The 14,701-nt window shown below is 69.2% G+C and carries 10 protein-coding genes, 1 tRNA gene and 2 pseudogenes; 8 read left to right on the top strand and 5 right to left on the bottom strand.

Features of this window, described 5'->3' with window-relative positions; genetic code table 11:
• Positions 1–57 precede the first annotated feature (57 nt).
• Positions 58–133 (bottom strand) — tRNA-Arg (locus ACZ7L1_RS08805).
• Between the two features lie 304 nt (positions 134–437).
• On the opposite strand from ACZ7L1_RS08805, the gene ACZ7L1_RS08800 reads away from it, so the two are divergent.
• From ACZ7L1_RS08800 to ACZ7L1_RS08785, 4 genes are all read left to right on the top strand, one after another.
• Positions 438–2,045 carry a dynamin family protein gene (locus ACZ7L1_RS08800; protein WP_471435442.1) on the top strand — a complete coding sequence of 536 codons (1,608 nt, stop codon included), beginning with the start codon at positions 438–440 and terminating at the stop codon, positions 2,043–2,045.
• 44 nt (positions 2,046–2,089) lie between these two features.
• Entirely contained in the window at positions 2,090–4,075 is a 1,986-nt protein-coding gene (locus ACZ7L1_RS08795) for a YfjP family GTPase (RefSeq protein WP_471435440.1), read from the top strand.
• 295 nt (positions 4,076–4,370) lie between these two features.
• The gene (locus tag ACZ7L1_RS08790) at positions 4,371–4,862 is read left to right on the top strand and encodes a single-stranded DNA-binding protein (RefSeq protein ID WP_471435438.1); all 492 of its coding nucleotides are present in this window, start codon (positions 4,371–4,373) and stop codon (positions 4,860–4,862) included.
• Between the two features lie 276 nt (positions 4,863–5,138).
• A complete protein-coding gene (locus ACZ7L1_RS08785) occupies positions 5,139–6,545 on the top strand; it encodes a TQXA domain-containing protein (protein WP_471435436.1) in 1,407 nt (468 codons plus the stop codon).
• A gap of 30 nt (positions 6,546–6,575) precedes the next feature.
• Here ACZ7L1_RS08785 and ACZ7L1_RS08780 read toward each other — a convergent pair whose 3' ends face one another.
• Positions 6,576–7,916 (bottom strand): FAD-binding oxidoreductase, encoded by a 1,341-nt coding sequence (locus tag ACZ7L1_RS08780; RefSeq protein WP_471435435.1) that lies wholly within the window; start codon positions 7,914–7,916, stop codon positions 6,576–6,578.
• Between the two features lie 61 nt (positions 7,917–7,977).
• Entirely contained in the window at positions 7,978–8,940 is a 963-nt protein-coding gene (locus ACZ7L1_RS08775; RefSeq protein ID WP_471435433.1) for an antibiotic biosynthesis monooxygenase, read from the bottom strand.
• 100 nt (positions 8,941–9,040) lie between these two features.
• Here ACZ7L1_RS08775 and ACZ7L1_RS08770 point away from each other — a divergent pair, with 100 nt between their 5' ends.
• Positions 9,041–9,607 (top strand): nucleoside deaminase, encoded by a 567-nt coding sequence (locus ACZ7L1_RS08770; RefSeq protein ID WP_471435432.1) that lies wholly within the window; start codon positions 9,041–9,043, stop codon positions 9,605–9,607.
• Between the two features lie 188 nt (positions 9,608–9,795).
• Complete coding sequence (gene pyrF, locus ACZ7L1_RS08765) at positions 9,796–10,491, top strand: orotidine-5'-phosphate decarboxylase (protein WP_471435431.1); 696 nt, start codon at positions 9,796–9,798, stop codon at positions 10,489–10,491.
• A 26-nt stretch (positions 10,492–10,517) separates the two neighbouring features.
• Here pyrF and ACZ7L1_RS08760 read toward each other — a convergent pair.
• Positions 10,518–11,428, bottom strand: a pseudogene (locus ACZ7L1_RS08760) (IS630 family transposase); the annotation flags it as partial.
• A 481-nt stretch (positions 11,429–11,909) separates the two neighbouring features.
• On the opposite strand from ACZ7L1_RS08760, the gene ACZ7L1_RS08755 reads away from it, so the two are divergent.
• On the top strand, positions 11,910–13,154 hold the full coding sequence (locus ACZ7L1_RS08755) for a hypothetical protein (RefSeq protein WP_471435429.1): 1,245 nt from the start codon (positions 11,910–11,912) through the stop codon (positions 13,152–13,154).
• A gap of 106 nt (positions 13,155–13,260) precedes the next feature.
• Here the strand turns inward: ACZ7L1_RS08755 and ACZ7L1_RS08750 are convergent, their stop codons facing one another.
• Positions 13,261–13,668, bottom strand: a complete 408-nt coding sequence (locus tag ACZ7L1_RS08750; protein WP_471435427.1) for a DUF3592 domain-containing protein — start codon at positions 13,666–13,668, stop codon at positions 13,261–13,263.
• A gap of 98 nt (positions 13,669–13,766) precedes the next feature.
• On the opposite strand from ACZ7L1_RS08750, the pseudogene ACZ7L1_RS08745 reads away from it, so the two are divergent.
• A pseudogene (locus tag ACZ7L1_RS08745) lies at positions 13,767–14,590 on the top strand (IS5 family transposase).
• Positions 14,591–14,701 lie beyond the last annotated feature (111 nt).

Below are 14,701 nucleotides of genomic sequence, written 5' to 3'. Positions count from 1 at the left end.
AGACGCGAAACGCCCTGGAGGGGAGAACCCCTCCAGGGCGTTTTTGCTGGTAGGACGTGGCGCCCCCGGCAGGACTCGAACCTGCGGCCAAGCGCTTAGAAGGCGCCTGCTCTATCCACTGAGCTACGGGGGCCTGTGTGGTGGCTTGTCGTGGGGCCCGGACGGGCTGATCCGTGACCTTGCCGGGGACAAGGATAGGGCTCCCCGGGCCCTTGTCCCTGTTGCTTCGCCTCCGTGGCTCTGTGTGGAGGTTCGGTGAAGCGGTCCGATAATCGCAGGCAGGTGCGAATCGTGCATCGCTTTTGGCGTTCCACGACCCGGGTGTTGTGCACTCGTTATGCCTGCGCCCCAGTCGCCCCATCCGTCCCGTCTGTCCTTCGGCGCGCAGACATTGCCATATGCTTCAGAAAGTGTCCAAAATTGGGCATTCTTCGCATGTGGTGACCTTGGACGTACGGCCTCAGCTGCTCGACGCACTCTCCGCCCTGCGCGACCGTGTCGCCGCCGCACGCTTCCCGCTGCCCCTGACCGGGGCTCCACGCGCGCGTGCGAACCGCGACGAGCTTCTCGCACAGCTCGACGACTATGTGGTGCCCCGGCTGAGAGAGCCTGAAGCGCCCCTGCTGGTCGTCGTCGGGGGATCGACCGGAAGCGGCAAGTCGACGCTCGTCAATTCCCTCGTCGGGCGCAAGGTCAGCGAGGCGGGCGTACTGCGGCCCACCACCCGAACGCCCGTCCTCGTCTGCCATCCGGGGGACCACCATTGGTTCAGCCGTATGCGCGTCCTGCCCAGCCTTCCGCGCGTGTGGGTGCCCCAGCAGGAGAGCGGCGACGATCCGCGCGCCGCCGTCGGCCGCGAGCAGCGGGTGCTGCGCATCGAGACCGCCGACACGCTTCCGCGCGGGCTCGCCCTCCTCGACGCGCCCGACATCGACTCCCTGGTCGCGGGCAACCGGATCCTCGCCGCCGAGCTGATCTGCGCCGCCGACGTCTGGGTCCTGGTCACCACCGCCGCCCGTTACGCCGACGCCGTGCCCTGGCACCTGTTGCGCACCGCCAAGGAGTACCGCGCGACCCTCGTCACCGTCCTCGACCGGGTACCGCACCAGGTCGTGTCCGAGGTGTCGCGGCAGTACGGCGCGCTGCTCACCAAGGCCGGCCTCGGCGACGTCCCCCGGTTCACCGTGCCGGAGCTGCCCGAGTCCGCCTGGGGCGGGGGGCTGCTGCCCGCCACCGCCGTCGAGCCGCTGCGCCTGTGGCTCGAGAACCTGGTCCGGGATCCCGCCGCCCGGGAGGCCGCCATGACACGGACGGCACGGGGAGTCCTCGACTCGCTCAGGGCCCGGCTGCCGGAACTGGCCGGCGCCGCCTCCGCCCAGTACGCCGCCGCCCTCCGGCTCACCGCGGCCGTCGACACGGCGTACGACAGCGAGCACGCGCGCGTGCGGGAGCGTCTGCAGTCCGGGGCCGTCCTCGCCGGCGACGCACTGAAGCGCTGGCGCGGTCACCCCGTGGACTGCACCGCCGGGGAGCTGCTGGACGCCCTGGTCGACAGCCTCGGCGCCCTGCTGCTGTGCGCGGTCACAGCCGCCGACGAGCGCGTGGAGGAGGTCTGGCGGCGAGAACCCGCCGCGGCGGCCCCCGAACTGACGCAGCGCGACGCCACACTGGAGAGTGCCGAGCACCGCATCGGGATGACCGTACGACGCTGGCGGCGCGTCCTGGAGGAGTACTCCGAGGAAGCGGTGCGCGACCTCGACAGGAGCACCGCCCCGGACGTCGAGGAGGTGGCCGCCCTCGTCGCCACGGCGCTGCTCGGCGGACGGCGGGCGCGGGCGGCCGGCGAGGGGCTCGCCGAGCGGATCGGCGCACATAGGGCGCTGCGGCTGCGCGACCGCGCCGCGCGGCTGCTCTCGGAGTACCTCGACCGCGCCCTGCGCACGGAACGCGAACGCCGCCTCGCCCCCCTCGACGCCCTCGACGTCCACGCCGAGCCCCAGGCCGAACTCATCGCCGCGCTGTCCGTACTCGAGAAGGAGAGGTGACCGCGGTGACCGCCGCCACGGATCACACTGATCACAGCGATCACATGGGTCACGTCCAGAACCCTGGATATGAGCTTCCGGAAGGGGCCGCCGCCACCCCCGAGGAGCGGGCGGACGACGGGCGGTCAGCCGCCGAGTACGCGCGCGGGGAGCACGATTCCGCGACGGAGGAGACCAGTGCGGACACCGGCGTGCCGCACGGCTCCCTGACGGGCGCCCCGAAGGCGACGCCCCCGACCGGGGGCCCGGCGGACGACGACCGGCACGCACGGGTGCAGCCCGGCGACCCGGCGGCGCATACGGCGCACACGGAGTCCCTGACCGTCTGGGACGACGGACTGATCGCCCGCCGCATGTCCGGTACGGCCGTCCCGCCGGACGGCACCACACCGGGCGAGCCCGGTGACGCGGCCGTACGGGGGCCCGAGCCGCTCGCCTACGACGGGCCCCTGCGCTCCCGCCTGGACGCGCTGCGCGAACTGGTGGGTCTGTCGCGGACCCGGCTGGACAGCCGCACGCTCGCGGAGGCGGGCCGGGTCCTGGACGAGGCGGCCGCGCGTCGCAGGCTCTCCGGGGAGCACACCGTGGTGGCCGTCGCGGGCGCCACCGGCAGCGGGAAGTCGACGCTCTTCAACGCGCTCGCCGGCGCGCCGCTCTCCGAGACCGGGCTGCGCCGGCCGACCACCGCCGCGCCGAACGCGTGCAGTTGGAGCGAGGGCACGGGCCCGCTGCTCGACCGCCTGGGCGTTCCGGGGCGGCTGCGTCGACGCCCCGTGTCGAGCGCCGACGGCGAGGCACCGCTGAGCGGCCTCGTCCTGGTCGACCTGCCCGACCACGACTCCGCGGCCGTGGAACACCGGCGGCAGGTCGACCGCATCCTGGCCCTCGTGGACGCCGTCATCTGGGTCGTCGACCCCGAGAAGTACGCCGACGCCGTCCTCCACGAGCGCTATCTGCGGCCCCTGGCCGGGCACGCCGAGGTCATGTTCGTCGTCCTCAACCAGGTCGACCGGCTCCCCGGGGAGGCCGCCGAGCAGGTGCTCGACGATCTGCGGCGGCTGCTCGACGGGGACGGGATCGCCCTGGGGGAGTACGGCGAGCCGGGCGCGACCGTCCTCGCGCTGTCCGCGCTCACCGGCGAGGGCGTGGGCGAACTGCGCGAGGCGCTCGGACAGTTCGTGGCCGAGCGCGGGGCTGCTGCGCGCCGTGTCTCCGCGGACGTGGACGCGGCCGCCGCCCGGCTGCGGCCCGTCTACGCCACCGCGGGCTGCGCCGGGCTCACCGAGGAGACACGCGAGGAGTTCGCCGGGCGGCTCGCGGACGCGGTCGGCGCGACCGCCGCGGGGGAGGCCGCCGAGCGCGCCTGGCTGCGGTACGCCAACCGTGCGTGCGGCGCGCCGTGGCTGCGGCTGTGGCGGTGCTACCGGGACCGGCGCGAACCCTCCACGGGACGCGTGCCGGTGCCCGTGTCCCCGCACGAGGAGGCCACCGCGCGGCAGCGCGTGGAGCAGGCCGTGCGGACGGTGGCGGACCGGGCGACGGTCGGGCTGCCGACGCCCTGGGCCCAGGCGGTGCGCGAGGCCGCGGTACGGGGTGCGCAGGGGCTGCCGGAGGCGCTGGACGAGCTGGCGGTGCGTACCGCCCTGCCGTCGGGTCGGCCGCCCCGACCCGGCTGGTGGCGGGTCGCCGTGTTCGCCCAGGTGTCGATGACACTCCTGCAACTGATGGGTTCTCTGTGGTTGGTGGGGCAAGTCGTCGGTTTCATGCCGTCGAGCCTTTGGATGGCGCTACTGCTGTTGCTGGTGGGCCTGGCCGGTGGTCCGGCCGTCGAGTGGGGCTGCGGGGTGGCGGCACGCGGACCGGCCCGGCGGTACGGGCTCGAGGCGGAACGGCGGCTGAGGGACGCGGCCGCCGCGTGCGGGCGGGCCCGGGTTCTGGATCCGGTGGCGGCGGAACTGCTGCGGTACCGGGAAGTGCGGGAGCAGTACGCGAAGGTGGCGGGGGCCGGGCTGGGGACGCGAGTGCGGTGAGCGCCGTGCGGCCGTCGCGCCGGAGAGCCGACGGAGGCGTCGGCCAGGCACGGGAAGGGGCGGAGGCACTCGTTCGGGTGGCGGCGTTTTCCACAACCGGACGGTAGCCCACAGCGCGCAGCGGGCTCGGGCCGACGGAGGCAGTCTGGCTTCGCGGCGATCGCGGACGACGCGGTCGCCGCACGGCGGCGGCAGGCGACAGGGCGCGTGGCCGCCGCGGCAGACGCATCCGTGCGGGACAGGCCCGTACGCGTTCCGCTCCGGCGCGCGGCCGGGGCGAGGGAGGGGTTTCGCCATGAACGAGACGATGGTGTGCGTGGTCGGCAACGTCGCCACACAGCCGGTGTACCGGGAGTCGCCGACGGGACCCACCGCCCGCTTCCGGCTGGCGGTGACGGCGCGGTATCTGGACCGCGAGAAGAACGTGTGGACGGACGGGCACACCAACTTCTTCACGGTGTGGGCCCGGCGCTCGCTGGCCACGAACGTCGCCGCGTCGGTGGCGGTGGGGGACCCGCTGGTCGTCCAGGGGCGGTTGAAGGTGCGGACCGAGCAGCGCGACGGGCAGGGCTGGCTGTCGGCGGACCTCGACGCGGCGGCGATCGGTCACGATCTGTCGCGCGGCACGTCGGCCTTCCGGCGGTCGTCCCGGCCCGAGGCGCAGACCGGGGGGACGATGCAGCCGGAGCCCAACTGGGAGACGGAACCGGCGAGTCGGATGCCGGAGGAGACACAGCCGCAAGAAGGGGCGGAGCAACCGCACCCGGAGCCAGCCGGGGTGACATGAAATCAGATCCGACAGGTCATCAGTCCCGGCTCAACTGCCGCTTATCACCGCAAGTGTCAGTCGATATCCCGACGCTTCCTGTCCAAAGGGCGATAGGCGCAGCTCACAGGCTGTGTGAGCGATAACGATTATGAGTCGGATCGGCTGTTGGGCCACATGATCGGGGAGCGGGCTGCGCGGCGTCCTTAGGATGCCGGGCATAGCTCTCGGGGCTTCTGATTCTGCTGGTGGGACCACACCCCCCACGTCAACGGGTCCTGCTCGAAGGGGAATTCTGTGTTTGCTGCGTTCTCTGCGCCGTCCGCGCGCAGGCGAGGAGCCGCCCGTCTCGCTGCCGTGACGCTGGTGTCCGGACTCGTCGCGGCGGGCCCGCTGGCCGTCGTGTGGGCGGCGGCCGCCGACGGGACGCCGCAGAGCGAGGGCGGGGCGACCGCGACCGTCGGCGGCCTCAAGACGTACGGGGCCGCTGTCGTCCACGGCGGCGGCACGGACGAACAGGTGTCGGCGGGCCTGTTCGAGATGTCCGTCGACAACGGCGGCACCCTGCAGACGTACGGCATCGACATCGACAACGCCACGCAGAAGGAGGCCAGGTACCACGAGACGTCCTGGAGCGGCACGTCCCTGAACGGCAACAAGAACGCCGGAAAGATCCGCTGGATCGTGCAGAACTCCTACCCGCAGGTGAACGACCTGGCGCGGCTGGCGGCCGAGACCGGAGCCAAGGGCCTCACCGAGCAGGACGCGGCGGCCGGCACCCAGGTGGCGATCTGGCGCTTCTCGGACGGCGCCGACGTGGACGCGGTCGATCCGCAGGCCGAGAGACTCGCGGACTACCTGGAGAAGCACGCGCGGAACCTTCCGGAGCCCGCGGCGTCCCTGACCCTCGACCCGCCGGCCGTCGCGGGCCACCCGGGCGAGCGGCTCGGCCCGGTCACGGTGCACACGAACGCGGACGGCGTGACGGTGACCCCGCCGGCGGACGCCGCCACCACCAAGGTGAAGATCGTGGACAAGGACGGCAAACCGGTCACGACCGCGGCCGACGGTAGCCGGATCTACTTCCAGGTGCCGAAGACGGCGCAGGACGGTTGGGCAGAGCTGACCGTCCAGGCCTCGACCACCGTGCCGGTCGGCCGGGCCCTCACCTCCGAGACCCGCAGCCAGGCGCAGATACTCGCCGGCTCCAGCGAGTCCACCGTCTCGGCCACGACCACGGCGGCCTGGGCCAAGAAAGGTGCCGTGCCGGCCCTGTCGGCCGAGAAGAACTGCGCCGAGGGCGGTGTGGAGATCACCGCGGTGAACAAGGGCGACAAGGCGTTCACGTTCGATCTCATGGGCGCCGAGCACGCGATCCCCGCAGGTGCGTCACAGAAGGTGACCGTCCCTTTGCAGGAGGACCAGCCCTACGACTTCACGATCAAGGGCCCGGCAGGTTACAAGAGGTGGGTCAAGGGTGTCCTCGACTGCAAGACGGAGACCGCCACGGGCGGCCTGAAGATCCAGACGCTCAGCGAGCCCGGTCCCGCCACGGCGGGCGGCACGGCAACGGACACCAACCTCGCCGAAACGGGCACGTCGAACGCCACCCCGCTCGTCGCGGGCACGGCGATAGCCCTGGTCGTGATCGGCGGCGCGGCGCTGCTCCTGGTCCGCACGAAGCAGACGGGGACGCATGACTGAGCGATACGACGCGGTCATGGTCACCCCACGTCATGGGGAGACGTCGCCAGGTGACAGATAGGACCAGAAGACGCCGTCCGGGTCGTACGTCGCTCTGAGACTCTGCAGTCGCTGCCAGTCGTCCGGGACGAAGGACCGGCGGGCACGGGACGACGCGGCGGTGAGGTCGGCCTCGGCGATGTAGTGCCCGGTCCCCAGGGGTTCGACCGCGTGCATGGCTTGACGCAGCCAGTTGATGTTGGTTGCGTCCTGGCGGGGGTCCTGCCAGACGGCGTACAGAGCGAGGTAGCTGTCCCCGAGCGCGGAGAAGGCCATGTCCTTCGGCGGTCGGCCCGCCGGTGAGACCGGCGCCAGGACCAGCGACCTGCTCGACGGGGCCGCGTCGAAGACGTCGGCGAGCCGCCCGAGCAGCGTGGGGAAGTCGGCGTCCGACCACAGCGTGTCCGACGCGTAGCGGTACTCAGGACCCCACAGAGTGGCGGAGACGTCGTACAGGGTCTCGAATGTCATCGGCTCGTCCAGCCGGCGGGAGAGGGAGCGTTCGGCGAGGGGGCAGGTCCGCAGCGGTTCCAGGAAGTCGTAGGCCTCTTGCCGTGAATGGGCGAAGGCGGTCCCCGTCACGGTCACCACTTTGGGGCCGGGCGCCGGGCCGGGGTCCGCCGTGGCGAGGGAGAGGCTCAGCTCGACGCTCGGGGGGATCTCTGAGGACGCCCCCATGGCCCAGTGCGTCACCTCGATGACGTCCGCGAGGGGGAAGGCCCAGGTGGTACTGATGATCGCCTCGGGGCGCGGATACAGCCTGAGACGGAAGGCGGTGACCACGGCGAAGAAGCCGGGCCCTGCCCCGCGCGCCGCCCAGAACAGATCTCGGTGTTCCCGCTCGTTGCAGGTGAGGGGCTCGCCGTCCGCGGTGACGGCTTCGATTTCCGTCACGTCGGCGCAGGCCGGTCCACGGACACCGGAGTTCCATCCCAGCCCTCCGCTGAGGAGGTACCCACCAAGGGCGACGGACCCGCAGTGTCCCGTGGGGAAGGCGAACCCGTGACGGCCGAGCTCGGGAGTGAGCTCCCGGCCCGTGATCCCGGGCCGCACCGTCGCCGTCGCGGAGACGGGGTCGACCGCACACGTTCGGAGCCCGGACAGGTCGATCAGCATGCCGCCGTCACGCAACGGTGACCCGCACCAACTGTGTCCTCCCGACCGCATGGCGACCTGGAGTCCCCGGGCGCGGGCCAGGCGGACCGCCTCCACGACGTCATCGGCCGAGGCCGGACGGACGATGACGTCCGGGAACCGCGCCGGTGTGAGCCCGTTCCACACCGCGGCGCTGCGGATGTCTTCGTAACCGGCGTCGTCCCGTCGTACCGACATTCCTGCGAGACGGTGAGCTGGCGTGTGCCGGTTCATCACCTGTGCTCCTCACCTCGGCACGTCACGTGGTGAAGCCGAAAACAGCGAGGAGCCCCGCGTAGCACGCCATCACCATGGCAGTACCCGCCAGCTCGACGCGTCGCGAACGCGGCCGGTCGGGCGCCAGCCAGAAGGTCAGGGCACGGTTCACCAACGGCATCAGAACCCAGGTCAGAATCGCGACGCTCAACACGTTTCCGATGAACAGGCCGAGGTACCCCGGAACGCCGGCATCGGTGAGGGCACGACCCACGCTGAGGTTGAGCACCACGACGGTGGGATAGAGGGCGAGGAGAACGGACATGGCCTGCTTCCAGTTGGGCGGGACCCCCGCCTCCTCCCCGCCGAAACGGAACCACCCGCTGAAGGCCGACGCGATCTCGCGCACCTCGAAGTCGGCGAAGTAGTCACGCCCCTCGTCCAGCAGTTTCCTGCGGACGTCCGACTCCAGCCAGTGGTCGAGGTGTTCACGGGTGTCGAACCGGAACACGACGACCCAGCGATCCTGGATCCCCTCGACCGGCGCGAAGAGCTCGGACCCCTTGAAGCCCCGGTACTTCTGCTGAGCCTTCAGGACCTTGTCCTGCCAGCGCAGGAAGTCCTGCTCGCGGCCGGGCTTCACATCGTGGGAGACGACCGCCGTCACGGCTTCCCGAGCCGGTCGCCCTCCGCTGAGAACCTCCTGGGACGGCTGCTCCTCGAACAAGTCGCGGCCGTCGTGCAGAAGTTCCCGGCGCGTCGCAGACTCGAGCCAGGCGCTCAGCTGGTCGACGCCCGAGAAACGGAACACCACGACCCACTGGTTGTCCTCGGCGGATTCGGGGGGGTACAGCTCCGTTCCCTCGAAGCCGTCGAAGTCCCGTACGGCCCGATTCACCTGCTCCTGCCAGCGCTTGTAGTCCTCCTCACGACCCGGGACGACCCTTTGCGTGATCACCACGGTGGCTCCGGCTCCACCAGGGGCGCGGTTTGCGCTGGCGTTCATACGGAGTAGCCTAATCTGAAAGGGATTTAAGGAGCAAATTGGCAGAATTCGAATAATGTTGACTGTTGAGCCATGAAAATGGCGAGGAGCGGAGGCCGCCATGGGGCACAAGGAGTTCCTGGAGGAAGCGGTGCGACTGGCCACGGAGTCGGTCGAGCACGGCTGGGGTGGCCCGTTCGGCGCCGTCATCACCCGGGACGGCGAGATCCTCGCCCGGGGGCAGAACCGCGTGCTCCTGACCGGTGACCCGACCGCACATGCCGAGGTGGAGACCATCCGCAAGGCGTCCCAGCTCCTCAACCCCCAGGCGCCCACCATCTCGGAAGAGCACCAGAACGAGGGCACCCTGCGATATGTGCCGCGTCCCGAAGGCTCACCCGACCCGGTTCCCGAGCGTGCCCGGATGCTCCAGGGCTGTTCGATCTACATCAGCGGCGCACCGTGTCCGATGTGCATGAGCGCCATCTACTGGTCACGTATCGACAACGTCTACTTCAGCTGCGACCTGGACGCCACGCGGAATATCGGCTTCGACGACGCCTTCCAGTACGAGGACTTCCAGAAACCGCTCGACCAGCGTCGGATCCACATCGAGCAGATCCACCCCGAGCTGGGTGCGACGGCATACGAGGCCTGGGAGACGAAACCGGATCGGCACCCGTACTGAACGAGCAGGACACACAGCCACAGATCGCGTACGTCAGGTGATCGGGCTGCGTGGCCAGTGCCAGTCGAGCCCGCCGCACCGACGAGAGAAACCGCAGGTCAGGCCCCCTGGTTAGTTCACCGGGTTGGTCGGTCGGGTTGAGGCAACCCGACCGTGGGCCGACCGGCGTGGTGGATGACAATGGCGCCGTGGAGTCAACCAGCCGGATCATCGTTGCTTTGGATTTCGACAGCCGTCGAGCGGCTGAGGAGGTCGTCGACCGTCTGGGTGATGAGTGCCGTTTCTACAAGGTCGGGCTGGAGCTGCTCGCGGCGGCGGGGCCCGATCTCATCAAGCACCTCGTTGCCGAGGGCAATGAGGTGTTCCTGGACCTGAAGCTCTTCGAGATACCGAACTCCGTTGCCGGCGCAGTCCGTGTAGCAGGGACGCTGGGCGCGTCGATGGTGACGGTGCACGGCATGGGTGGCACCGACATTATGGCTGCCGCCGTCGCCGCGGCCCGCGACTTTCCTCGCCTGCGTGTCCTGGCCCTGACCGTCGTCACCAGCATGACCGGCTCCGACCTCGCTGACCTCGGGGTCAACGCCTCGACCGGGGAGCAGGTGCTGCGCCTGGCCCGGCTGGCGAACCGCGCTGGATGCCATGGCGTGATCGCATCGCCGCAGGAAGCCGCACAGCTGCGGGGGGTACTGGGGTCCAGCTCCCTGATCGTCACGCCGGGAGTGACACTGCCCGGTGAATCCCCATCCGAACACGCCCGACCCGGGACACCGCGTGCTGCCATCGCCGCCGGTGCGTCACACATCGTCGTGGGCCGGACAGTCACCCGAGCCGAAGACCCAGTAGCCGCGGTCCGGCTCGTGCGCGCCGACTTGGGGCTGTGACCGGAAACACCCGCCGGGTTCGGTGGTCAGGCCGCTGCCGCTTCGAGTGGTCGACCGCCCCAGCGGATGCCTCTCTCACTGCGGATACGCGCCCGTTCGCGTCGCTGAGCAACCAGGATGTCGGGGTGCCGGGTGTTGGCGTTGCGCCAGCGCAGGTAGCGGTGCAGCTCCCGTGTCTGGACGGTGTGGTTGGGGTGGTTGGAGTTGGCGATGGTGAACTGCCTCAGCGGTCCGAAGTGCGCCTCGATCGGGTTGGCCCACGAGGCGTAGGTCGGGGGAAGCACAACTCGACCTTGTGCTTCTTCGCCCAGCGGCGGATGTCTGCGCCTTTGTGGGCGGACAGATTGTCCATGATCACGTAGATCGGTGCGCCGTCAGGCCGGGCGGCGCGGATCGACTTCAGCGCGGCCAGCGTCTTCGCGGCACCCTTCTTGCGGCGGCTGACGCCCCACAGGCGGTCGTCGCCGACTGAGTAGCAGCCGTGGAAGTACCGCACCCCATGGGTGCGGTGGTAGGGGGCCGGCACCCGGTCGGGATGTTTCCGTTCGGCCCAGCCCGAGCCGGCGGTGGGCCGGATTCCGAGCGGGCCGAACTCGTCGAGGGCGAACACCCGGTCCGGAAAGCGGTGAAGGACCTCCTCGATCCGGTCCAGCTTCGCTTCGCGGCCCGGGTCGGGGGATTCCTTCCATGTCTTGGTGCGCTGGAAGGTGACACCGCGGCGGGCGAGCAAGCCGCGTAACGCCTCGCGGCCGACGCGGATCACCCGGCCGTGGACTTTCCGCAGGTAGGCGACGAGTTTGCGCAGCGACCAGCGGGTGAAAGGCCGGCCGAGCTTGGTGGAGCGGGTGGTGGCCGTCCGGACGACAAAGTCCTCGTCGTCACAACTGAGCAGGCGGGGACGGCCTCCCGCCCACCGAGGGTCCAGGCAGGCCGGGCCGAAAACGCAGGTCGCCAACTTCTTGGGCAAGACCCAGGGCAAGAAGACAGGTCTTGCCACGCCCGTTGAGGCTCCACCGACCTTGTTACTGGCCCTCACCCGTCGCCTTACTGAACCTGCCGTGTCGGCACGAACTTCAGCACTTCGCCAACAAACTGGTGGCCCGCATCGAGCAACCGACAAGCACTGGCCTGACCATCAACGACTGACCGACACACGAATTCAAGTGCAATACCCTGGAGAATCGCCCTCAGCGCTTTGGATGCACTGTCTCCGAATGGTGTCGATCAGGAGTCGGCTGCCACCGTGAGTGCGCGTGCGATGTGTCACTGGCGGCTATTCAGGCGAGGATCTCTCGGTTGAATTGTGATCGCAGCCGGGCGTGTTGCCTTCCTGTCGATTGATCCGACATGAATCATTTCTGTTGGTGTTCCGGTACCACTCACGGGAACGACACTCGCGATCCGCCCAAGGAGCCCCGATGCGTCTGAGCATCTCTCGTATCGCCCCCATTCTCATGGGGCTCACCCCCGCCGCTTTTGGCTTCGTCACGCCGCCCGCTACCGCACAACCTGTCCCACCGGGTCCGGACCCACTGGGCGTGTCGCAGTCGGCTACGGCGCCTACCAACCCAGTGGTCGGCACTCCCTCAGCCGAGGCAAGCGGAACCACTCCTGCCACCAGTCGGCCGCTGACTGTGAAAGTGACCAGCTGCAGCGAGAGCGACCTGCAAGCCGCGATCGGCGCTGTCGCCACAGTGGGCGGCACAGTCAATCTCAGGCGCGGCTGCACCTACACTCTCACCGACGCCGCACCGCCCAACGACGATAACGGACTGTCGGTCATCACGAATAAGGTTACGATCAACGGATGCGGCGACACCATCACCCGTGCCGCAACCGCGGCAAATTTCCGTTTCTTCGAAATCGACGGCCCCAATGGAAACCTCACTCTCAACGCCCTGACCCTCAGCAACGGTCACGCGTCCAGTGGCCTTGGCAACGGCCGGGGCGGTGCCATTTGGCTCCAGGGTGGCGGTCCCGCGCTGACGCTGAACAACACCAGCCTCACCACCAATACCGCCGACATCTTTGGTGGGGCCATCGACAACGACAATGGCGCGGTGAGCGTCAACAGGAGCACGCTCTACAACAACACGGCGAGGAGGGCCGGCGGGGCCGTGTTTGTGAGCCCATTCGGAGGTTCCGGCACGGCGACCGTCGACAGAAGCAGGATCACCGGCAACCACGCAACCACACTGGCTGGCGGAATCGCCGCCGCCGTCGGCACGAAGGTGACGCTGACCAGCACCGGAGTCACCGGCAACGATGTCACCGGTACCAATGTGCAGGGCGGCGGCATCGCGCAAGCCGAAACCATGACGCTGAAGAGAAGCAAGGTCACTGGCAACACCACCACCGGTAACAATGCGCAGGGCGGCGGCATCTTCAATACGGGCTCCGGCACGGTGCAACTCACCGACAGCCCGGTCACCGGCAACACTGCCAACGGCACGAACTCCCGCGGTGGCGGCATCTTCAATACGGCCTTCGGCACGGTGGCTCTCAACCATAGCCCGGTAACCAAGAACCGAGCGCTGGGAACGGGTGCAGACGGTGGCGGCATCGTCAAAACCAGCGGCACGGTGACGCTGATCGACAGTCCCGTCGCCGGTAACCAACCCAACAACTGTGGTAGCGCCAGCACCGTACCCGGCTGCTCCTAGGCCCTGTCGTCAAAGTGGGCCAACACCAGGCCCGAGGGGGCCCTGGCGGCCTGATCGAGAACCTGTTCCTGGGGCCGTGTCGACGGCCAGGTGGTGCGGAAGATCGTCAGTTGAAGAGGTCCATGAACAGACCCACGGCGAGGACGGCCATGGCGACCCCGCTCGCCAAGCATGCGAACAGGCCAGGTTCGCCGTAACCCTGCAGACGGGCACGTCGGGGCTTGGCTGGGTCGTACCGGACGCGTATCCGCGTCGGGTAGTCGATCGGGTACAGCCTGCCGACCTTGGATTCGACCCTGACCTCATCGCTGTCCGGAGGGGTGAAGGCGACCTCGGGATAGAAACGGGGGTCGCCGTCGCCGTCCGTGTCCTCCCGGACATAGACGATCTCCGCCTCGATCCACTGCCCTCGGGTGAGGAGGCGGAAGTTGGTCCACGCCTTCACAAAGGCCCAACCCGAGAGCCCTGCCGACGCAGGGATGAAAGGCGCCATGACGATCTGGTCCAAGTTCACGCGGGAAGGCTATAGCGCCCCTCGGAGGCGACAGGCCATACCGCCAGTGCCGCCAGGCGTATCGTCACATGATTCGCGTGGTGGATCATGGTCGGGTGATACGTCGCCATGAACTGTCCGATGTGGAGTGGGAGTTCGTCCGGCCACTGCTGCCGGAGTCGTTGCGGGGCCGGAAGCGGCTGGACGACCGGACGATCCTCAACGGGATCGTGTGGAAGTTTCGGGCTGGAGTGGCCTGGCGAGACGTACCCGAGCGGTATGGGCCGTGGGCCACGCTGCACACTCGTTTCCGCCGGTGGGCCAAGGACGGCACGTTCACTCGGATGCTCCAGGTCGCACAGGCGAGGGCGGATGCGGCCAACGACATCGACTGGCTGGTGTCGGTCGACTGCACCATCGTGCGCGCCCACCAGCACGCCGCCGGTGCCCGAAAAGGGGGCGCCGGGCCCTCGGTCGTTCACGCGGCGGTCTGACCAGCAAGATTCATCTGGCCTGCGATGCCTTCGGCCGCCCGCTCGCGCTCGTGGTCACGGGCGGCAACACCAACGACTGCACCCAGTTCGCCACGGTGATGGAAGCGATCCGTGTACCCCGCATCGGCCCGAGCCGGCCCCGGACCAGGCCGTCTCATGTCATCGGGGACAAGGGCTGCAGCTCGAAGGCAATCCGCACCTGGCTGCGTCGGCGGGGCATCGCTCACACGATCCCCGAGCGGGCGGATCAGGTCCGCAACCGCCTCCGGCGCGGCAGTCGCGGTGGCCGGCCCCCGGCCTTCGACCAGCAGATCTACAAGCGACGCAATGTGGTGGAACGATGCTTCAACCGGCTGAAGCAATGGCGCGGCATCGCCACCCGCTACGAGAAGACCGCCGAGTCCTACCAGGCAGCCGTCACGCTGGCATCCCTGCTGATGTGGGCGTGACATTTGACGACAGGCCCTAGTAGGACTCCGTTACGTCTGTCTGCGTGCCGTGTTCAGGGGCATGAGGACTGTGTGGACGCACATGAAGTCAATCGTGTTCGGGCGACGTTG

This window comes from Streptomyces sp. NPDC107546 (genome assembly GCF_055639175.1).
The sequence above is the reverse complement of the archived record's forward strand: the minus strand, read 5'-3'. Positions and strand labels throughout refer to the sequence as shown.